Annotated in this window: 15 protein-coding genes; 10 read left to right on the top strand and 5 right to left on the bottom strand. The window is 64.0% G+C overall.

Features of this window, described 5'->3' with window-relative positions:
• Positions 1-213: 213 nt before the first annotated feature.
• The gene (locus tag WBP07_RS29770; RefSeq protein WP_395396841.1) at positions 214-3228 is read right to left on the bottom strand and encodes a TonB-dependent receptor; all 3015 of its coding nucleotides are present in this window, start codon (positions 3226-3228) and stop codon (positions 214-216) included.
• Between the two features lie 261 nt (positions 3229-3489).
• Here WBP07_RS29770 and WBP07_RS29765 point away from each other — a divergent pair, with 261 nt between their 5' ends.
• Both WBP07_RS29765 and WBP07_RS29760 read left to right on the top strand, forming a co-directional pair.
• Positions 3490-4704, top strand: a complete 1215-nt coding sequence (locus WBP07_RS29765; RefSeq protein ID WP_395396840.1) for a rhamnogalacturonan acetylesterase — start codon at positions 3490-3492, stop codon at positions 4702-4704.
• A gap of 159 nt (positions 4705-4863) precedes the next feature.
• Positions 4864-5103, top strand: a complete 240-nt coding sequence (locus tag WBP07_RS29760; protein ID WP_395396839.1) for a hypothetical protein — start codon at positions 4864-4866, stop codon at positions 5101-5103.
• Between the two features lie 59 nt (positions 5104-5162).
• Here WBP07_RS29760 and WBP07_RS29755 read toward each other — a convergent pair whose 3' ends face one another.
• Entirely contained in the window at positions 5163-5771 is a 609-nt protein-coding gene (locus WBP07_RS29755) for a TetR/AcrR family transcriptional regulator (RefSeq protein WP_395396838.1), read from the bottom strand.
• A gap of 49 nt (positions 5772-5820) precedes the next feature.
• Here WBP07_RS29755 and WBP07_RS29750 point away from each other — a divergent pair, with 49 nt between their 5' ends.
• Positions 5821-6663 (top strand): oxidoreductase, encoded by an 843-nt coding sequence (locus tag WBP07_RS29750; protein ID WP_395396837.1) that lies wholly within the window; start codon positions 5821-5823, stop codon positions 6661-6663.
• Positions 6664-6815: 152 nt separating this feature from the next.
• Positions 6816-8069, top strand: a complete 1254-nt coding sequence (locus WBP07_RS29745) for a phospholipase A (RefSeq protein WP_395396836.1) — start codon at positions 6816-6818, stop codon at positions 8067-8069.
• Positions 8070-8127: 58 nt separating this feature from the next.
• Here the strand turns inward: WBP07_RS29745 and WBP07_RS29740 are convergent, their stop codons facing one another.
• From WBP07_RS29740 to WBP07_RS29730, 3 genes are all read right to left on the bottom strand, one after another.
• Positions 8128-8463 carry a DUF2322 family protein gene (locus tag WBP07_RS29740; protein WP_395398277.1) on the bottom strand — a complete coding sequence of 112 codons (336 nt, stop codon included), beginning with the start codon at positions 8461-8463 and terminating at the stop codon, positions 8128-8130.
• Positions 8464-8616: 153 nt separating this feature from the next.
• Entirely contained in the window at positions 8617-10320 is a 1704-nt protein-coding gene (locus WBP07_RS29735) for a phospholipase D-like domain-containing protein (protein ID WP_395396835.1), read from the bottom strand.
• A 37-nt stretch (positions 10321-10357) separates the two neighbouring features.
• A complete protein-coding gene (locus tag WBP07_RS29730) occupies positions 10358-11782 on the bottom strand; it encodes a hypothetical protein (RefSeq protein WP_395396834.1) in 1425 nt (474 codons plus the stop codon).
• A 482-nt stretch (positions 11783-12264) separates the two neighbouring features.
• Between WBP07_RS29730 and WBP07_RS29725 the strand changes: the two genes are divergently transcribed.
• The 6 genes from WBP07_RS29725 (at position 12265) to WBP07_RS29700 (ending at position 22077) form a co-directional block, all read left to right on the top strand.
• Positions 12265-13593, top strand: a complete 1329-nt coding sequence (locus tag WBP07_RS29725; protein ID WP_395396833.1) for a glycoside hydrolase family 28 protein — start codon at positions 12265-12267, stop codon at positions 13591-13593.
• A 332-nt stretch (positions 13594-13925) separates the two neighbouring features.
• Positions 13926-14219 carry an L-rhamnose mutarotase gene (locus WBP07_RS29720; protein ID WP_395398276.1) on the top strand — a complete coding sequence of 98 codons (294 nt, stop codon included), beginning with the start codon at positions 13926-13928 and terminating at the stop codon, positions 14217-14219.
• A gap of 4 nt (positions 14220-14223) precedes the next feature.
• Positions 14224-17238 carry a beta-galactosidase gene (locus WBP07_RS29715; RefSeq protein WP_395396832.1) on the top strand — a complete coding sequence of 1005 codons (3015 nt, stop codon included), beginning with the start codon at positions 14224-14226 and terminating at the stop codon, positions 17236-17238.
• Positions 17235-18452: a glycosyl hydrolase 53 family protein gene (locus WBP07_RS29710; RefSeq protein WP_395396831.1), complete on the top strand. Its 1218-nt coding sequence runs from the start codon at positions 17235-17237 to the stop codon at positions 18450-18452. The genes WBP07_RS29715 and WBP07_RS29710 overlap by 4 nt, the downstream gene beginning before the upstream one ends.
• A gap of 44 nt (positions 18453-18496) precedes the next feature.
• A complete protein-coding gene (locus WBP07_RS29705) occupies positions 18497-19612 on the top strand; it encodes a glycoside hydrolase family 105 protein (protein ID WP_395396830.1) in 1116 nt (371 codons plus the stop codon).
• Between the two features lie 44 nt (positions 19613-19656).
• Complete coding sequence (locus WBP07_RS29700; RefSeq protein WP_395396829.1) at positions 19657-22077, top strand: glycosyl hydrolase 115 family protein; 2421 nt, start codon at positions 19657-19659, stop codon at positions 22075-22077.
• Positions 22078-22094: the final 17 nt, after the last annotated feature.

The raw sequence follows: 22094 nt of genomic DNA, 5'->3' as shown, positions 1-22094 counted from the left end.
GGCGCGAAATCGACCCGCGACATGGTGAGCTGGCGGGATGTCACCGACCGCCTCTCCGCAGGGTGCGCGCCAAGGTTCGCTGGTGCGGATAGACCGCAAGCTGCTGGCAGCCCTCGAAAACGGGAATGGCGAAACATGAAAAGACGGCTCCCGGCTGGAGGAGCCGGGAGCCGTCAGTGCCGGCGCGGGAGGGCCCCGCCGGAAACTGCAAAATCAGAACTTCACGTTCACACCTGCCGAGATCGTGCGGCCGACGCGGGTCTGGAACAGCGTGTCCTGACGCTGGCTGTCGGTGTAGAGGCTGTTCTGCTCATCGGTGAGGTTGGTACCCTCAAGGATCAGCTTCACATTGTCTGTCAGGTTGTACGAGGCGGAGGCATCAACGTAAGTCGTGGCGTGGTTGCCCACAAGGTCGCTGCCGGGCGAAGCCGGGATGCCGCGGATGAACGGCCCACGATAGTTGATTGTGCCGCGGATCGAGAACTTGTTGTTCTCCCAATAGAGCGTGCCGGATGCCGTGTCCTTCGACAGGCCGACCAGATCGTCCTTCACCGTCACCGTGCAGACTCCGTTGGAACTGGTGAGGCAGTAGGTGATCTTCGACATGACGTGCGTGTAGTTCGCCAGCACGCCGAAGTGGCTGAGGAAGCCCGAGGTGAAGTTGAACGGAATCTGCGCGTTCAGCTCGATCCCCTTCAGCGGGCCACCCGGCGTGTTGGTGGGCGTGGAGATGTTGAACAGTTCGTCCGGCGTGGTGTTGCTACCGATCAGCAGTTCGTTCGGCAGACCCAGCGAGCTAAAGGGCACCAGCGCGTTCACGTTCTGCACGTACGTCTTGATGTCCTTGTAGAAGAACGCGGCCGACAGCAGCGATCCGGGACGGAAGTACCATTCCACAGCAGCGTCGAAGGTGTTGGCCCGGATCGGTTCGAGCAGCGGGTTGCCCAGCGAGCCCGAGCGGGTGGTAGCGTTGATCGTCACCGTGGGCGCCAGCAGCGTCAGCGCCGGGCGCGACATGACCTTTGCGGCGGAAAGGCGCAGGAGGAGGTTCTGCACCGGCTCGATCACCACGTTGGCCGAAGGCAGCCAGTCATCATAGCTGCGCGAAACCGAACGGAACTGGCCGGTCAGCCCGGTGGGCGAAGTGGCGTCGGACAGGTTGATGTAGCCGGTCGACCGCTGCCAGGTGTGGATGTAGCGAACGCCCACGTCGCCGCGCAGGCCGAAGCCCACCGCATCGGAGAAATCGAACGTGCCCATCAGATAGGCGCTCGATTCCTGTTCCTTCACGCCCGGATTGGTTTCCCCGCAGCCGGTGCAGGTGCGCGCATCGAACAGGTTGTAGGTGTCCGCCAGCTTCTGCCAGTCCAGGCTTGCCCAACTGGACGGGGCACCGTGACCCCAAAGCTTGTCGACGCCGGTGATCTGGGTCGTCAGGTCCGACAGCGACGTGCCAGCTGGCAGGGCCTGAACCAGTGTATCGGCAGTGTAATAGGTGGTGAAGCGCTGCTTGAAGTCGCTGGACCGGTATTGCGCGCCGGCGTGGAGCTTGAACGCATCCGATACTTCGTAATGGGCATTCCACTCGCCCAGCACACCCTTGGTTGTGTTGCTGGCCGGCTTGCCCTGAAGGCTGAAACCGCCGGTGACGATCCCGGCGCCCGGCGTCGGGCCATAGAGGAAGTTACCGGGATCGGAAACGTCGAAGCCGAAGCCCAGCACCGGTGTGCGCCCCCCACCGGTGTAATCGATGGAGAAGTTGTCCGTATCCAGCGCATCCATGAAATACTGCATGCGGATCTTGTCTTTCCAGACCGAGCTGTTCAGACCCACTTTGCCGTCAACCGTCAGCCGGTCGTTGAAGCGATGCATGAAGTTCAGGTTCGCCTGCTTGAACGTGGTCGAATATTCGGAGTGCAGGCCTTCCGAACGCACGTCCACGCCATCGAGCAGCGCATATTCGACCGAGCCGAGGTCGGAAAGCTGCACGTCCTTCAGCGACATCATCGGATAGCCCTGGTTCGACGCGGAACGACCGAACGAGATGGCTTCTATGTAGTTGTCGTCACGCGTGACATTGAAACGCGAGTAAAGCAGGTCGAGCGAGATGTCGGTATCGGCGTCCGGCTTGTACTGCAGTGTCAAGGTGCCGCCGATGCGCTCCTGCGTCTGCTCCGAATTGATGTAGCGCGGGATGCGGGGGAAAAATGCGCCGCTGCCGGGCGTGTTCGGCATGTCGTCACGGCGGGCATTGAAGATCGTGTCGTAAGCGGCCTTGGTCCCGGTGCGCGGATTGCCGGCCGAACAGTTGTTGGCGTCCGCGCCCGTAACCGTGCTGGTCGGCGGGCTCTGGATTGCATAGCCGATCGGGGTGCAGAACGGCATGACGGGCGCAGGGCCGCTGCCGTCGGGATCAAGGCCGTTCTGGTTGGCGGAGAGAATGTCCACCGCCGAATAGCCCACCTCGCGGGTATGGCGCTTCTGGTAGGCGATCGAGCCCAGCACACCGAAGCCGCTATCGCCGAACTGCTTGGAAACCAGCGCCGAAGCGCGCGGATCGACTTGCTTGGAAAGCGCGTTCCATACGCCGCGCCCGGTCGCGGAAAACACGAATTCCTTTGCGGAATCGAACGGCTTGGGCGCGGTAAGGTCTACCGTTGCGCCCAGCGAACCTTCCTCCACATCGGCGGACGGCGTCTTGCGCACGGTCAGGGCTGAGAAAATCTCGGTCGGGAAGACGTTAAAATCGAAGCTGCGACCGTTGTTGCCCGCGCCATAGATGTCGGAGCCGCCCGTCTGCGCGGCGGCTTCCATGCCGTTGATGCGCACGCGAGTGAAATCGGCGCCCAGGCCGCGGACGGAGATGTTCTTGCCCTCACCACCGTCACCGCGCTGAAGCGCGACGCCTGGGATGCGCTGCATCGATTCCGCCAGGTTGGAATCAGGGAACTTGCCCAGGTCTTCCGCCTTGATGGTGTCGATCGCGGCAGTCTGATCGCGCTTGTCCGCCAGAGCCGCATTCAGCGAGGCGCGGAAGCCGGTGACGATGATGTCTTCGGTGCTGGGCGCCCTATCCGCACTGCTGGAGTTGCCCGCGCCAGTGGATTCCTGCTGCGCGCCGGCATCCTGTGCAAAAGCAGGAACAGAAACCGACATCAGCACGGCGATGGCCAGCGCAGGTGCCGAAACACGGTTGCGCATGGCGGACTTAGAGGACGCCCTTCCCATTATCTCACTCCCATTTTCGTTCTCTAATAGGTCCCATTATGTGGGATTGTGTTTTACGATATATGACGTTTTCGCTCATTTCCAGTCAAAATCGCTTCAAAACGATCCACTGGCTGCAATTTCCATCACCAACCGCGCCATCCTGCGGCGCGAGGCGATCATGCGGATTGACTTTCACCTCCCCCTATATATGCGATTGTAAACCGTATTATGGGACTTAACCCCCGATCGGCAGCGAACGAAGATCAGGAGAGGATCGATATGCCCCTGGGCACGGCGCTCGCATTGGCACTTACCGCCAGCACTACCAGCCTTCCCGCGATCGACATCGATCTCGGGAGCAAGACTCCCCAGCAAATGCCGGCTTACCATGCCGGCGGGAACGGAGTTGAGCGCCGCGATCCCTCTGGCGCGTTCCTTTATTCGGTGGCGCTGCCCGAAGGCATCTATCGCGTGACGCTGACGCTGGGTGACCGGCGCAGCGCCGGAAAGACCACGGTGAAAGCCGAAAGCCGCCGCCTGTTCCTGCGTGACGTTGTCACGCGGCGTGGACAGATGGTGACGCGCAGCTTCCTCGTCGACGTGCGCAATGCCCACCTGCCCGCCCAACCGGCTGGTGCACCGCGCTTCGGGCAAAGCGTGCTGCTGGACGAGCGCGACCTTGCGAGCTTCAGCTGGGACGACAAGCTGACCCTGGAATTCCTGGGCCAGCCGCGCGTTGCCGCGATCCATATCGAGCAGGCCGATGCCCCGCGCCTGTTCCTGGCGGGCGATTCCACCGTCGCGGACCAGTATACCGAGCCGTTCACCAGCTGGGGCCAGATGCTGCCCGCGATGCTGGGCGACCACGTGGTCGTCGCCAACCACGCCAAGTCCGGCGCGACCTTGAAGTCCTTCATCGCCCAACTCCGCTTTTCGAAAGTGCTGACGCAAGTGCGCGCGGGCGACTGGCTGTTCATTCAGTTCGGCCATAACGACCAGAAGGCCGAATGGCCGATGACCTACCTCGATCCAGAACTGACTTACCCCGCCTACTTGCGCAGCTATATAGCAGAGGCCCGCCGGCGCGGTGTTCATCCGGTGCTGGTCACCTCGCCAGAGCGGCGCAATTTCGACGAAGGCGGGAAGATCAAGGATACGCTGGGCGCCTATGCCGCCGCCGTGCGCAAGGTGGCAGCGGAAGAGGACGTGCCGCTGATCGACCTCAACCGCGACAGCATTGCGATCATGGAGGCATTGGGGCCGGACGTTTCGCCGCGAGCCTTTGCCGAGAACGGCAAGGACCGGACCCACAACAACAACTATGGCGCCTGGCTTTTCGCCGCCGCCATCGCGCGGCAGGTGCACGACAAGATTCCGGAGCTGGCTCCCTACGTCATGCTGAAGGATTTCAACCCCGCGCATCCGCCGCTGCCCGACGCCCTGCCGATCGCGCCGAGCATCCCGCTGGAGGAAAACAAGCCGGATGGCAGCTGAAGCCCACGCCAAGTCCGCTGCGCGCACCGTCCTTGAGGCTTCACGCACCGACAATGGGTTCCGCAAAAGAACTAGACCGTCAGCTATGGCATCGGTGCCGCCACTCTTGTCCTCCTACTCGCCGGATACGGCTCGGCGCTGCTTCCCAGGCTTGGACGCGTGGGCAGGTATATCGAAACGATCTTCCTCAGCCTTACCGCGTTCCTGCTGATGCTGCCGACCGTCACCGAAATCCTGCGCCGCGTTCCGGACGGCCATCCGCTGGTAACAGACCTGAAGTCCCCGCTGTTGCTGGGGGCGCAAACCACTCTCCTGGTCGTCCTCGTCATCGGCCTGACAGCTCAGATCATCCGCTTGCGCAGGCAAGGCGGGCTGGAGGCCACCTCTTCGATAGAGTGATCGAGGCGGGGCAAGCATGCTGCCGCCAACGCTTGCCCCACTCTTTCGAGATCGCTCGCCTACCGGCCGCGCCATTCCGCGAAGCTGCCCAACAGTGCAGCAGCCGCCCCGCGCGCATCCGCGCACAAATCTTCATCCGCCAGTTCGCCGGCCGTCCAGAACGACAGCACGCCCCTGAAGGTAAACGCAAGCTGCCGCGGCAACCGGGATAGCGCATCTGCCCGCCGATCGGCGGCAAGGCCATCGCCCTCCCCAAGCGCCAGCGCCCACAGCGCCATCGAACGCGGCAGGGTTCCAGCGACGGCGACAGGTGTGCCAAGCCAGCCCATCACCGATCGGTTCACCACCGCTTCCTCCAGCATCACCTCCACCGCCACATCGACGGCGACCAGCGTGCGGTTGCAGGCATCCCCGGATGGTTGGATCGAGAGGTAGCGCGACTCCATCTCGTCGATCCGCCGCGCGGACAGCGCCTGCATGATCGCGGCCTTGCTGCCGAACTGGTTGAACGGCGTCGCGAAGCTGACCCCGGCCTCGGCCGCGAGGTCGCGCATCGAGAAATCAGCCTTGTCCTGCCGCAGCAAATGTTCGGCAGCATCGATGACACGCTGGCGGATCGGTTCGCCGCGTGCTGCGGGGGAAGCGGGTTTGGTCTTGTTGTGCGCCATGGCGGCATCTATATCATGATATAGAATCGCTGTCCCCAGGAGTTTGAACATGACCACCGCTTCCAGAATCTTCCTGATCACAGGGGTCAGTTCCGGCCTTGGCAAGGCATTTGCGCAGGGCGCACTGGCTGCAGGCCATCATGTGATCGGCACCGTCCGGCGCCCCGCCGATGCGGCAGCCTTTGCCGCACTCGCGCCCGATCGCGCGCACCCGTTGCTGCTCGACGTCACGGACTACGATGCCGTCGCGGCCTCCGTGGCGGATGCCGAGCGGCGCGTCGGTCCGGTCGACGTGCTGGTGAACAATGCCGGCTATGGGCATGAGGGCGTGATGGAGGAATCCTCCATGGACGATCTGCAGCGTCAGTTCGCGGCCAATGTCTTCGGGCCAGTCGCCATGATAAAGGCAGTCCTGCCCGGCATGCGCGAACGGCGGCGCGGGCATATCGTCAACGTTACATCGATGGGCGGCTTCATCACGATGCCGGGGATCAGCTTCTATTGCGGCAGCAAGTTCGCACTGGAAGGCATTTCAGAATCGCTGGGCAAGGAAGTGGCGGGCTTCGGCATCCGGGTGACCGCGCTGGCACCGGGCCAGTTCCGCACCGATTGGGCCGGCCGCTCGATGGATCGCACGCCACGCAGCATCGCCGATTACGATGCGGTGATGGACCCGCTCCGTACTGCCCGCCAAGCCAAGAGCGGCAATCAACCCGGCGATCCGGCAAAAGCCGCGCAGGCGCTGCTGGCCCTGATCGGGGCGGAGAATCCGCCCGTCCGCTTGTTCCTGGGCGACGATGCGCTGGGGCTGGTCGATCAGAAGCTGGAGGCGATGAAGGATGAACTCACCGCCTGGGACGCCGTTTCGCGTTCGACCGGTTTTACGTCGTGAGAGACATCTAAACGCAACAAGAAGTCGAACGGCCCCGTATACCGGCCGTTTGGCCACACGATTGAATTCAATACATTTGGCATTGCCGCCATGCGTAGATATCCTGCGCATGGCGGCAATGCCGCCGGAATGCCGCGACAGGGGATTGACCGATGACCGACCGTCTCACCGCGATACGCCCCTCGCATGGCCTCTTTCGACGGGTTGCGCCCGGACTTTCGGCCCTGGCTTTTCTGATATCGAGCCCGGCACATGCGGACGAAGCGATCGAAACGCTCATCTCCGGCCTGTCCGCGCCCGATGCGGATGGCACGATTACGGTGGACCTGCGCTTTCTCAATCCCGGCGCATCGCCCGCCACCGTCACCCTGCCCGAGCGGATAGCCGCAACGCTGGCCGGGCCGGACAGGCAGGAAACCGTGTACCTCGATCGATCGGCGCAAGTGCCCGGATCGGTGATCGTCGCCCCGCAAGGCTTTGCCCGTGTCCGCTATCGCCTGCCGCCGGGATTCGCGGCTGGCGACGCTACACTATCCATCCCACAGTGGAAGACGGCCGAGATCGCGCTGCACGTGCCTTCCGATAGCAAACCGGCCGACATCAAACTGGCCGAGGCGCCGCCGCCTGCACACTCGGAACCGAGCGCACCAAGCTCCGGCCCGCCAGCGGATCGCAGTGTGGGAAATGCCTTTATCGGCAATCTCGCGCCTTATGAGCCGATCTACGCCGTCTATGGCCCCGGCACGAATACCGAGGCCCGCCTGCAGATCAGTTTCGAATATCATCTCTTCGGATCGCGCAGCGCATCGGACATGCCCATGTCCTGGCGAGATGGCCTTCATCTGGCCTACACGCAGCGGATGTTCTGGGACCTGCGGGCCAAGTCGATGCCGTTCCGCAATATCGATTACCAGCCCGAAATCATCTACGTCAGCCCGGCAAAGGTGTTCGACGGTGGCATCTCGCTCGCGCTGCAAGGCGGGCTGCGCCATGAATCCAACGGCCGGGACGGCGACGATTCACGTAGTGTGAACTCGCTCTACGTCGCCCCGATGGCCGCCATTCCGCTGCGGGGTGACTGGCGCGTGCTGGTGGCCCCCAAGCTTTCCTTCTACATCGGGGACAAGTCGGACAATCCGGACATCGTCCGCTATCGCGGCCACGCCGGATTGTTCCTGCAAGTCGGCGATCCGGACGGAATTCGCGTTTCCACCAACACGCGCTTCAATTTCTCTTCCGGGAAAGGCGCGATCAACACCGAAGTGTCCTATCCCCTGCCCCGCCTGCTGGGCGGCGGGCCCGACCTCTACCTCTTCGCGCAAGGCTTCGCCGGCTATGGCGAGAACCTGCTGGATTACAACCGCTCGATCACGCGCCTGCGGTTCGGCTTCGCGCTCGTCCGTTGATCGGCAACCAACTGGCGCGATCCGATCCAACTGAGCGGCGATGCGGAGCGGGCCCCGATCAGCTACCGACGGCGAAAACCTTGATGCCCAGCGAAGGAGCCCCCGCCGCGATTTCCAGCAGACGATCGACATTCGGATGCGCGCCGGGACGGTTGCGCGCATCGGCCGTGTGCTCTGCAAACACGGCAAGGCCAAGCTCCGCCGCCTGCGCGTCCAACTTGCCGAAACGCTGCTCCAGATACTGGTAGACGGCTAGCGAACCCTGCTTGCCCGGCTGGTTTTCGATGCTGGCGACCACCGCGCCCCGTTCGTCCACAAGGTCGATACGTTCGACGGCATCGATTGACGGCAATTGCTGAAGATTGTCTTTGAACGTCGCGGCTGGTTGAAACATCGCTGCCATTTCCCGAATTCCCGAAGTGATTTTCCGGGGCTCTTACAGCTTCCCTCACCGTCCGCAATCGGCAGAACGCAGAATCGATTGCGGGCGGCCAAGTCTAGAGCAGTTTCCAAGTCATCAGGTGACTCCACCTGATTAGAAAACGCTCTAGGCAGTGAACAGCTTTCGATCCGCGATCCGATGCGCCTCCGTCCAATCCTTGCGCCACCACGGCTCGCCCCCATCCTCGGGCGGCCGCTGCAGCGTCAATTCCTTCAGCTGCGTATCCGCGTTCTTCTGGGCCACGCGGAATTCGTAATGGTCGATCAGCCGCAGCGCCTCCACCATGTAGCTGGTGGCCACCCGCCCGTCGCGAATGAGCAGGAGGTTCTCTCCGTTCTTCGTGTCCGCGGCGACGGACATGTTGTAGGAGCCGGTATAGACCCGCGCCTGCGGCGTGTTGAAGTCCACCACGATGAACTTGTGGTGCATCCGGGTCCCCACCTTGTCGTCGACCAGCCCCGTCGGTTCGGGCTTGAACGGATAGGGCGCATTCTTCCCTAGCGGTTCGACGGCGACAGGCTTCTCATTGGTGCTGGACCCTGACACGTCGATCGCGGTCGCCTTCTCCGAAATGCCGGCAACGTAGACGCCGCCCGCGTCGACGCGATCCTGCAAGGCGTCGCGGATCTTGCCCGGCGTCTGCCACAGAAACGCGAGCGAGTAGAACACCGATGAGCCTGCGCCCTTCACATCCGCCGCGATCGCATCGAGCCGGGCGGAATCGGCCCGGTGCGGCGAGAACGAGACGCTGGCATCGACCGAAGGATAGTCGAGGCTCGCCCATGCCGTCGGCTCCGACGCGGTGAATCCGTCCGCATCCGACCAATATTCCTCGAACGCCGCCTTGAACACCTCCACGGCGCGCGGCCCCTCCAGCAGCACCGCATTGTTCGACTGCACGTAGAGCCCGCGCCAGCTGAGATTGGTGGAGCCGCCCACGGCCCGCTTTACGGTCGGACCATCGACATAGATGGTCTTGTTGTGCTGGAGCGACTTCATGCTCTGGCGGATCACCGGGATTCCGTGGTTCGTCAGTTCGATCGCGGCGTCATCCTCGGCATGCTTGGGGCCGATGTGACCTTCGGAATTGTCGATGATGGCGCGGACACTGCCCTTCAGCTTGATCAGCCGGTCCAGAATCTCCGGCAAGTCGAAGTCATAGGCGACGACGCCCACGTCGACCTTGCCATTGGCCTGGTCGGCAATCGCATCGTCAAGCAGCTTGAGCACCAGCCGCCGGGCCTCAAACCCCATCCACGCATAGGCCTCGGCGGCATTCTTGGCCTGCGGCGTGAACGTCAACCCGTCCTTGGAATAGGCCGGCAGATAGCGATCGACGACCTTGTACCTGTCGACGAACGCCTGGGAGGATATGAATCCGCGCGTGAACGCGATGTTGAGTTCACCGGGATAAGTCTCGTCCGCGAGCGCCAAGGACGCGGTCTGCTCGGTCTCCGAACGCAATTTGCCCGCCACATCCATGAATATCGGCGTCACCTTGTATTCGTATTCGCCTTCAAGCTGCGCATTGCGCGGAAAATGGACCCAGCGAAACTTCTGGATCGGCGCGACCAGGGTTGAAAACTTCTGCGAACGTGCAGCAGACGAGATATCGCGGGCGCTTTCCTCGAAATTCAGCCGGTTTTTCAGAGGGAAGAACTTCGTCCCGCCGGGCTCGCGGTATTCGATCGCGAAGCCGATGAAATCTTCGGGCGGCGGACCTGCCTTCCAATCCATCGCGATAAGCGCGGCCCCCTCGCCGCGATGAATCACCAGTTCGAACCCGGCGGCGGCGTTCGTTCCCCTCACTTTGTGGCTACCCGGCATCTCGTCCCTCCCCCGGAGTTCATTCAACGCGATTTGTCGGTCCGGCTTCTCCGTCGCCGGGCGCCGTTGCACCCGGCGGCCACGCCTTCCTGCGCTTCAGGTCCAGCGCACTGCGCAGTTGCGGCAGCGGCGCGACAGCCGGATCGCCGTCACGCGTGTCGCGCTGCCAGTAATGCGTGTGGGCCAGGAACCCGCCCCATATGCGCGTCTTCACCCGCACGTCGCGCACGCCCGCCCAGAACAGCGGCGAAACGCGCCCACCGACGAAGTCGCCATACAGGATGGCGAAGCTTCGGAAGTAGAGGTTGGTCCATCCGGTTACGGCGAACATCGCCGCGCTGTGCAGCACGGTGGCGCGTTGCTCGCCGCCCTTGTCGTCCACATCTCTGTGCGAGAATGAAAACCGTCCGGTCAGTTCGCGCGCCGGCGGGCAGTGCGGCAGTTCGCGCTCCTGCGTCCGGCGCGTAAAGTCTACCGTGTTCCGCGCGAGCAGCATGTCCGCGTACGTCAGAGGCGAACCCAGCGTCACGAAGTCGGTCACGGGCCAGGCGAACCCGTTCCGCGCCTGCTCCTCCGCCACCGCGCGCGAGACGACCCGCCATTCGCCCGCCAACCGCTCCAACGTGGCGGGACTGGTGTCCGAGTTGTCGCGTAGCCGCTTCGCCACCGCCTCCGCCGCACGGATCGCCGCGTCCTCCACCCTGGGGCGTTCGCCTCGCGCCCAGGCCGCGCTGAGCTGGTCCCGCACCGCATCGAAATGCTTCTGCCACGCAAGGTTCAGAACATCGTAACCGATCACGCTGCCCAGGCTGTGGCCCACCACAATGATCCGATCGTAACGCCCGCTCGACATCACGTTCTCAAGAAGGTCGAGCCCGGCTGCCCTGATTTTCTGTCGAGCCTCGATGTTTGCGGGCGCCGGGCTGAAGTAGACCGCTGCGTCGCCGGCATAGGATCGCACCAGCGCGGACAGGAAGCCGAGAACCGCCAGCAGGAACCACGGCGCCTTCGCCGCCGGAGTGGGCACGACCGCGTGGCCGAGCAGATACTGCACGGACGACCATAGGCCGAGCCCGACGACGAGCAGCGCTGTCGCCCAACTGATGCCCCATACCGGAACGAGGCGCCGCGGTACGTCCCTGAGGCGGCGGAACATCAAGACCCAGTACCAGCCGGCCAGCTTGTTCCAGGCGGCGGTCGGCATCAGGTGCGCCCAGTAGAATTCGTAGAAGTCGGTCCTGTCGTCCCGGCCGCCCGCGCTCACCAGCCGCCGCAGTTCGAAGTTATCCGACAGGAACTCGGGCTTGCTGTAATATCGAGCCTCGGTCTGGCTGGTCGACGGGGGCTGGTCGAGCACCCCGTCGACAAAGCCGCGCAGCGTTTCCATCGGCCGCTGTTCGCCAATGCCGTGGATAAGGATCAGGGCCTGCCGCGGCTTGTTCATGCGGTGCTCCCCACCGTCGCCCAAGCCATCGTCACTTCGGCGAATGCCGTCCAGACATCGTCAAGGCTTCTTACGCGCAATACAAGCATCCCCTGGGAGAACATACTAAGGGCCAACGCGCGAATAATGTATGACATTCGACGCGCGGACTCCAGTTAGAGTTACGAATAAAAGACCGTTGTTGTGGCAGTATGACATGGCTGTTTGCTACGGAAAGCAGCAGAAACAGGCGCCTCCCTTCTTTCACCAACTGTCTATGATCGGTGCACCGAAGTTGCTCTGGAGCGACTGCAGGGCAATCTCGCAGCGGCCGTGCTCTGTTGCTACGGCTCCCGGCGGTTCCTGCCGAGCCTCCTCGGAACAATCGCAGCCCGATTGCGGAGGGATCCACATGAGCGTTACTCCTGCCATGTGGACTCATGCTTCATATTATGATCCATTGCCGAAAGAAACATAGCGAAGCTGCTGGGGAGAAAATGACGATGCCGGACACTGATCCACCTCCCCTGTCGGCAAGCGCTGCCACGCGCCGCCATGTCATCGCGGGCCTGACTTCAATGGCCTTATGGGAAACCGCCTCCCATGCCGCCGATGGCTCCACCGATATCGCGCTCATCACCCAATTCGGCGCCAAGCCCGATGGCATCACGCTCAATACCGTCTCAATTCAGGCTGCAATCGACTCACTAGCGCGCAGGGGCGGTGGCACCGTGGTCATACCCAGGGGGACGTTCTTGAGCGGCGCCCTGTTCCTGAAGCCCAAGGTGCACCTCCACCTTGAGCGAGGCGGCGTCATCAAATGTACGACCGCGATGGAGAATTTTCCGAGGCAGCGCACTCGAATTGAAGGCCATTTCGAAGAGCATTTTACGCCTGCGCTGATCAATGCCGATGGCTGCGACGGCCTTCGGATCAGCGGAGAGGGCACACTGGACGGCGCGGGCCGGACGATTTGGGATCTGTTCTGGAAGTTGCGTAACGGTTCGGCCGATCCGGAAAACTTTCCCAACATAGCAATCGATCGCGCAAGACTGATGCTGATCCAAAACTCTCGCGACGTTCACATCGAAGGTATCTCCTTCAAGGACTCCCAGTTCTGGAACCTGCATCTGTACAAGTGCGCAGATGTGACGATTCAAGGGACCAGCTTCGTTGTGCCTGACGACTATGCCTGGGCGCCCAGCACTGACGGCATCGATCTCGACAGTTGCAGGGACGTGCTGGTCGATGGCTGCTTCTTTTCGGTTACCGACGATTGCATCGCCGCCAAAGGTTCGAAAGGCCCCAGGGCAATGGACGATCGCGACAGTCCGCCCGTAGAGCATGTCCGCATCCGCAATTGCGAGTTCAAGCGCGGACATCAGGCGTTTTCCTGTGGTAGCGAGGCGACCATCGTGCGGGACGTCGCGATTGAAAACTGCCGGGTGACCGGCGCGATCAATGTCCTCATGCTGAAGCTGCGTCCTGACACGCCGCAAGTCTACGAGGACATCCATCTGCGAGACATCACGCTGGACAGCGATGGCGGCACGGTTCTGACGATCCGCCCCTGGAGCCAGTACAAGGACCTGAAGGGCGAGACGCCGCCGAAGTCCATCGTCCGGAATGTGACGCTCGATCGAATCACGGGGCGATTTGGCAGTTTCGGTGAGGTCCGGCCGAATCCTGGGCAAACCGAAATAACCGGCATCGTTCTCAGCGATTTCGATATCGCTCTTCAGCGCAGTGCGGATCTTGCGGTGGCCGATGCACAGGTTCAACTGCACAGGGTATCGGTTAACGGGCGCCCCGGAGCAATGAAGGCAGTCTAGGTCCGCTCGGGCCAACCCGTCGTAAGCGACTGCGCGGGCATAGCTTTGCCCACACATGTTTCGATCCGGCGTCGGCCCTGGCCGCATTTCCGGGCCTAGGGATCGATCGACATCGATGGCAGACAGGCGGACCTCTGACTTCTCCGGTTCCGCCATGCGGAACGGCTGCCTCCCGACTTATCCGCAGGTGCCTCTCTCAAACAGTGACAGAATGGCGATTGACGGCCGCCCATCGACGGGTTACCAAATATCGGTATCAAAATCCATATAATGGAACATACGGGAGATTGGGAGTGCCGGATAGTGGGACGGGGTCGATCCACGCCTTCAGGATGCAGTTGAAGCCCGGCACGGTCGAAGAATACCGGCGCCGGCACGACGCGATCTGGCCGGAACTCTCCGTCCTGCTGACCGATGCGGGTATCCGCGATTATTCGATCTTCCTCGACGAAGGCACCCTGTCCCTCTTCGCCGTGCTGCGCGTAACGCCGGACAACACCCGCGAAACCCTGCCCGATCATCCGGTGATGCGCCGCTGGTGGGACTACATGGCGCCGCTGATGGAAGTGGAGCCCGGTAACCGGCCGCTGGAATGGCCGCTCCCGCTGCTGTTCCACATGGATTGACGCGATGAAGCGCGCGTTCGTCACCGCCCTGCTGCTTTCCGTCATTCCGCTGCCTGTTCTGGCGCAGGAAGCGAAACCCACCGCCGATCTGTCCGCCCCGGTCCAGACATTCGGCCGCGTCTCGTTCGATGCGCGCTCGCTGATGATCGACGGCAAGCGCCAAGTGATCTGGTCGGGCGAATTCCACCCCTTCCGCCTGCCCAGCCCGGATCTCTGGCGCGACGTGCTCCAGAAGATGAAGGCCAGCGGGTTCAACACCGTCGCGCTCTATTTCGACTGGGGCTACCATTCGCCCAAGCAGGGCGTCTACGATTTCAGCGGCATCCGCGATATCGATCGGCTGCTTACCATGGCGGAGGAAGAAGGCCTCTGGGTCATGACCCGCGCCGGGCCCTACGTGAACGCGGAACTGACGCGCGGCGGCTTCCCGGGTTGGCTGGTCAACCAGAAGGCCCGCGCCCGCACCGACGATCCTGAATACATGGCCGCCGCCGATGAATGGCTCAGCCAAGTCAACGCCATCATCGCCCGCCACCAGATCAACGGCGACGGCAAGGGCCACAAGGGCACCGTCATTCTCCACCAGATCGAGAACGAACTGGCGCTGACGACCCCGGCCCAGCGCGGGTATATGGACCACCTCTACGCCAAGGCCCGCGCCGACGGCATCACCGTGCCGATCTTCCACAACGACCAGGGCCGCAACGGCTATTGGGTGCCGGAAAGCTCTGCGGTCGACAAAGTCGTCCACGGCCCCAACGACATGTATGCCTTCGACGGCTATCCCGGCGGCACCTGCACCGTGGAAGGCAAGCCGACCCGCAGCGCGGCCGCGCCGGACTGGGGCTTCTACGGCCCCGGCGGTGCGAAAGGCGGCGCTTCCGCTTCACCGAAAACGCCAGGATTCCTGGCCGAATTCGGCGGCGGCTGGTTCGATTACTGGGGCTCCAACGGCGGCTACGAGTGCAACGCCGTCCAGCGCGGCAAGCGGTTCCAACGGGTGTTCTACGGCACCAACCTGGCCAACGGTATCGGTATCCAGAGCTTCTACATGACCTACGGCGGCACCAGCTGGGGCTGGCTGCCCGCCCCGGTGGTGTTCACCAGCTACGACTACGGCGCAGCCATCTCCGAGGCGCGGAATCTGCGCGAAAAGGCGCTGGAGATGAAGCAGCTTGGCGGTCTGGTCGCCTCGGTTCCGGACCTTGCGGGCATGATCCCGGCTGGCCCGGTGGAGATTTCCTCCCCCAATATCCAGGTCTACCACAACAAGAGCCTGGAGACCGATGCGCGCTTCCTGTTGGTGGCGCACAAACCGTCGAACGGGCAGACCGACGACAGCTTCTCCCTGACCGCCGCGCTGCCGGATGGGCGCTATACATTCCCGATGCGACTCAATGGCTTCGATGCCAAGTGGCTGGTGGCGGGCGTCAATCTGGGCGGGCAGCGGCTGGTCTATTCGACCTCCGAACTGCAATCGACGTCCAAAGCCGGGAACGCCGATCTGCTGCTACTCTACGGCCGCGCAGGTGAGCCCGGCGAGACCGTATTGCGCTATGCCTCGGCGCCGAAAGTCGAGGTTTTGGAAGGCGCGGCGAAGAGCGTCTTTGTCGGCACCAAAGGTGACCTTAAAGTCACCTACACGCACAAGGGCCGCACCATCCTGCGCGTGACCGGCGGTGGGCGCGGCGACCTCTTGCTGATCCTTGCCGACGAGGTCGAAGGCACGCGATATACCCGCGCGGACACGCCGAGCGGCCCCGTTCTGGTGCGCGGTCCGCAGTTGGTCCGTCACGCTTCGCTGAGGTCCGGCGCACTCACGCTGACCGGCGACACCGACGCGGCTGGCGCCATCGAAATCTGGGCGCCCGGTACCCTCCGCTCGCTCTCATGGAACGGCGCGCGCATCGCGGCCAAGCCCACCACCATCGGCAGCCTTGCGTCGACCGGCCCCCTGCCCGGCCCCGCGCCGGTCGCGCTCCCTGCGCTCACCAACTGGCGCATGGCCAAGGGTTCGCCCGAGGCTGATCCCGCTTTCGACGACAGCGCGTGGCAGATGATGGGTGGCAACCGCCCCAACGCCAGCATTACCCAGCGCCCCGACGGCCAGCCGAACCTTTCCATGGACGCCTATGGCTTCCATGAGGGCGATGTCTGGTATCGCGGCCGTTTCGAAGGGACAGCGGGCGCCAGGACCGTCTCGCTGTTCTACGGCGCCGGCGGATCGGGCCTCGTGCAAGCCTGGCTCGACGGCAAGTTCATCGGTCAGGCCGAGACGCCGAGCGGCCTCCCCCGCCCGATCACCACCGGCACCGTCACGCTGGACCTTCCGCCCGAGGCGCAGGCGGGCGGTAGTCACGTCCTCTCGGTCATGGTCCGCAACAACGGCCATAACTGGGACCTCGATTCCGACGACTTCCACAAGGAAGCGCGCGGGCTGATCTCCGCCTCGATCTCGCAGCCCGGCGGACGCAGTTTCGCCGTGCCGATCGCGTGGAAGATCCAGGGCAAGCGCGGCGGCGAGGACCTTGCCGACCCCGTGCGCGGCCCTGCCAACAACGGCGGCCTCTATGGCGAGCGTATGGGCTGGCACCTGCCCGCCTTTGACGACCGCCAATGGACCGCTGCTCAAGTCCCCGCAACCAGCGCCGCGCCCGGCACCACATGGTTCCGTACCGCCTTCGACCTTGCCGTGCCCAAGGGACAGGACGCCACCATCGGGCTTGCCTTCGGTGACACCGAAAGCCCGCGCTCGGTCGCGAAGTACCGTGTGCTGATCTTCGTCAACGGCTGGAACATGGGCCAGTTCATCGCCCATATCGGCCCGCAGCGCGTGTTCCCGATCCCCGAGGGCATCCTCAACCACCACGGCACGAACCACGTCGCCTTAGCGGTGACAAGCGACGGCGCGCCCGGCGATGCGCTGGAGGCTGTAAAGCTCGTAACCCTCCACAACGTTCGCGGCGGCATTCCCGTACAGATGGTCGCCGCGCCGACCCGGCCGGATCAGTTGAAGTGAGGGGCGCACTCACTCGCCGCCAGTTGGGCGTTGCAGGAGCAGGCGCCCTCTGCCTTGCCGCCCTGCCCGGTACGGTGCGTGCCGCGCCCAAAAAAGGCGCGCGGCCGTGGCCCTATCTGATCGGCGCGGACATCTCCTGGGTGCCGGAGGACGAAGCCGCAGGCGCCACCTATTACGAGGACGGCCAGCGCAAGGACGCACTCGCAATCTTCCGCGATGCCGGCTTCAACGCGATCAAGCTGCGCCTCTTCGTCGATCCGGCAAACGGCTATTCCAAGGGCAAGCCCGGCGGCCCGTGGTGCGACCTGCCCCGCACCATCGCGTTCGCGCAGCGGATCAAGGCGGCGGGTTTCCACCTGTCTCTCACCCTCCACTATTCGGACACCTGGGCCGATCCCCAGCATCAGGACAAGCCCGCTGCCTGGGCAAACCTGCCGTTTCCCAAGCTGGTCGACGCCGTCCATCACCATACCGACCAGACTTTCGCGGCGATGAAGGCGGCAGGCGTCGCGCCCGATCTGGCGATCCTCGGCAACGAGACGACCTTCGGCATGCTCTGGCCCGATGGCCGCGTGCCGCTGACCATTCCCACCGGCAACCCGGTGACCGACAAAGAGCACATGCATGTCTCGGATGCAGGCGGCTACGACAAGTTCGCCGCGTTGCTGAAGGCCGGGATCGCCGCCACCCGCGCGCAGCTTCCCGGAACGCCGATCGCGCTGCACAACCACCTCGGCCGCCATTGGCCCATCGTCCAGCACTGGACCGACAGCCTGATTGCGCGCGACGTCGATTTCGATGCCCTTGGCTTCTCCTGCTACCAGCAGGCAGCGCAGGGCGACTGGGAGCGGACGTTCACCCAATTCAGCCGCCGCTACCCGGACAAGGGCTTCTTCGCGATCGAGTATTCGTCGCGCAAGCGCTACCTGAACGACCTGATCCGTGCCCATCCGAACGGCTGGGGCAGCTTCATCTGGGAACCGACCCGCCATCAGGAAGCGATCTTCCAGAAGGACGGCAAGACCGCTGGCGAAGGCCCGCGCCCCGACTTGCTCTCGCAAGGCCTGAACTCCGCCGAGGCGCCGGGCGCCACGCCAACATTGGCATCCGACATCCCGAAACAACCCGAAAACCACGGCGGCCGGTACGATGCCGATCCCGCCTTCCTCCACCTCTATCGCCGGATGGCGCGCGATTACGGAGTCCTGAAATGACCCACCGTGCCCCCCGCCACAGCATCGCCCACAGGAGAACTTGAGTGGCCGCCCTTACCCATGACATCCCCCGCCAGCAGGTCACCGCGGCGATCGACCTGCTCATGCACAACCTCGTCAACATTACCGACGAAACCGGCGAATTCCTGCTGCACCTGGAAGACGGACGCGTGATCGACACCAAGGGCTGGGCCGGCTGGGAATGGACCCACGGCGTCGGCCTGTTCGGCATGTGGCGCTATTTCGAGCAGACCGGCGACGAAAAGGCGCTGGAAATCATCCGCCAGTGGTTCGCGGACCGCTTCGCCGAAGGCACGCCCACCAAGAACATCAACACGATGGCGCCCTTCATTACGCTGGCCTACCTCTACGAACTGGAGGGCGATCCCAGCTACATCCCCTATCTCGACACCTGGGCCGAATGGCTGATGGCGCCCGATGGCCTGCCCAAGACCGAGGAAGGCGGCTTCCAGCACATCGTCTACAACGACGAAAATCCGGGTGAGCTGTGGGACGACACGCTGATGATGAGCGTGCTGCCGCTGGCCAAGATCGGCCTGCTGCTGGACCGCCCGCAGTATATCGAGGAAGCCAAGCGCCAGTTCCTGGTGCACATCAAGTATCTGGCCGACAAGAAGACCGGCCTGTGGTTCCACGGCTGGGATTTCAACGGCCGCCACAACTTTGCCCAAGCGCTGTGGGCACGCGGCAATTGCTGGGTGACGATCGCTATCCCTGAGATCATCGACCTGCTCGACCTCGAGCCCGGCGATGCCTTCCGCACTTTCCTGATCGACACGCTGGCAGCGCAAGTCCGCACGCTGGCGGCGACGCAGGATGCCGAAACCGGCCTGTGGCACACGCTGATCGACGATCCCACCAGCTACCTTGAGGCGTCCGCCACGGCGGGCTTCGCCTATGGCATCCTGAAGGCGGTGCGGAAGGGCTATCTGCCGCGCGAATATGAAGAGGTCGGCATCCGCGCCGTGCGCGGCGTGCTCGCCAATATCGACGATGCGGGCGAACTTCAGCAGGTCAGCTTCGGCACGGCAATGGGCGACACGCTCCAGTTCTATAAGGACATCGCGCTTACCTCGATGCCTTACGGGCAGAGCCTTGCCATATGCGCGCTGGCCGAATTCCTGCGGACCTACATCTGACGATGCGCGGGGCGGCTTTCCTTACAGTAGGGGGGGGCCTTGCAATGGCGGCGGGGCTTGCCCTTGCCCATCCGGCGCAGGCGGCCGCTTCGGCAGACTGGGTGCATTTCCAGCCCGCGCGCGGTGACTTCGCGCTGGCGCAGGACGGCCACGTCGCGCGGGTCGTCACGGCGGCGGAGGACCACGAACTGGTCCGTATCGCTGCCGAGGACTTGCGGACGGATCTCGCATCGGTGGCGGGCGCGGACCAACCGTCGGACATGCAGGTGTGGATCGGCACGCTGGGCCGCAATCCGGCGATAGACCGGCTGGTCGCGGCGGGACGGATCGATGCCGCCAAACTGCGCGGCGCTTGGGAAAGCTTCCTGATCGTGCCGGTCTACAACCCCGCGCCCGGCGTGAAGCAGGCGCTGGTGATCGTGGGCAGCGACCGGCGCGGCACGGCCTATGGCGCCTACGAGATCTCCCGCGGGATCGGCGTCTCGCCCTGGCACTGGTGGGCGGACGTTCCGCCCGAACACCATGATGCGCTCTATGTTTCTGCGGGAATGCGGCGTTTCGGCCCGCCCTCGGTCAAGTATCGCGGGATCTATGTGAATGACGAGGACTGGGGCCTCGTCCCCTGGGCGCAGGGCACTTACGCGCCGGATGAGCCTGCGCCCGGCCCGAAGACTTATGCCAAAGTCTTCGACCTGCTGCTGCGCCTGAAGAGCAACATGCTCTGGCCGGCGATGCACAAGGTCAGCCGTGCGTTCAACGCCAACCCGGCCAATGCCGCGCTGGCGGACCGCTATGGCATTGTCATGGGCTCCAGCCATTCGGAGCCGATGCTGCGCAACAACGTGGGCGAATGGCAGGGCACGGCGGAGCAGTTCAACTACCTGACGAACCGCGACGCGATCCGCGACTATTGGCGCGCGCGGGTGCAGACCAATCGCGGTTACGAGACGATCTGGACGCTGGGCCAGCGCGGCATCCACGACAGCGCGATGATCGGCCCCACCACCGATGCGGAGCGACGCACGGTGCTCGAGCAGGTCTTCGCCGACCAGCGCGATCTCTTGCGCGAAGCGCGGATTTCGGGAGCGCCGCAAGTCTTCACGCCCTACAAGGAAGTGCTCGACATCTATCGTTCCGGGCTGAAAGTGCCGGACGATGTGACCCTGATGTGGACCGACGACAACTTCGGCTACATCCGCCAGTTCCCCAATGCCGAAGAGCGGCGGCGCAGCGGCGGGGCCGGCGTCTACTACCACGTCTCCTACCTCGGCGCGCCGCTGTCCTACCTCTGGCTCTCGACCACGCCGCAGGCGCTGATCCGCGCGGAAATGGGGCGGGCCTGGGATCTGGGCGCGCGGCAGATGTGGATCGTCAATGCTGGCGACATCAAGCCGGCCGAGATCGACATCGATTACTTCCTCAGCCTTGCGTGGGACGTGGAGGGCACGCGGACCACGCCGATCGATACCTGGGTGGGCCGCTGGGCGGACGAGACGCTGGGCCGGGGGACCGGCAAAGGCGTCGCCGCAGTCATGGCGGACTTTCACCGCCTGAACTTCGCGCGGCGCCCCGAACATCTCCAGTGGTATCTGCCCGGCGAGAAGCCGCACGCCAGCCCGCTTTCCATCGCGGAGGCCGATGCCCGCCTGGCCGAATTCGCAGGGATGGAGGCGCGCCTTGCCGCGCTGCGCCCGAAAATTCCTGCCGACCGGGCCGATGCCTTCTTCGAACTGGTGGACTACCCCGTCTCCGCATCCGCCGCCGCCAACCGGCGCTTCTTCGCAGCCGAGGCGCATGACGTCTTGCGCGACCGGGACGCCGCCGAAACCTGGCGGCGCGGCCAGATCGCCGCCGAGGCCGACGAACGCATCCGCACGCTCACCTGGCGCTTCAACCGAGAGATCGCGGGCGGCAAATGGCGCGGCATCATGACCGTGGAGCCCGCCGACGGCCAATGGCGCAGCTTCCGCCAGAGCCTGCCGGTGATCCCGACGCTGGCCTCCATGCCCGCCGGGCCCGTTGCGGCTCCGTCCGCGCCGGTGCGGGTTGCGGCGCTGCCCCTGCTCCGTCCCGACCAATTCAAGGGATGGCGGCTGGTTGACGGCCTCGGCCGCCAAGGCTCCGTACTCGGCGCAACTGGCTCCGGCCCTGCGCGTGCGACGATCACGCTGCCGGCCGGTGACTGGCGCGCGGTGATCGACATGCTGCCCAGCTACCCCTCGGACAACGGCGATGCCCTGCGTCTGACCCTGCGCATCGATGGCGCGGCGCAGACGCTGGAAATCCCGCGCCATACCGGCGACCACGCCTGGGCCCTCGCCGTGATGGACAACCGCATTTCCATGCCCGTTTCCGGCGCGTTCCCGGCTGGCACCCACCAGATCACCCTCGAATCCGGCGACCCCGCCGTGATGATCGAGGCCATTCGCTTCTTGCCTGCTGACAAGCCCATTACTCCGACATAATAATCGCCCCAACGAGG

This window comes from Novosphingobium oxfordense (genome assembly GCF_044029435.1).
GTDB lineage: Bacteria > Pseudomonadota > Alphaproteobacteria > Sphingomonadales > Sphingomonadaceae > Novosphingobium.
Note: the sequence above shows the minus strand (reverse complement) of the source record. Positions and strands in the feature narration are given on the sequence as shown.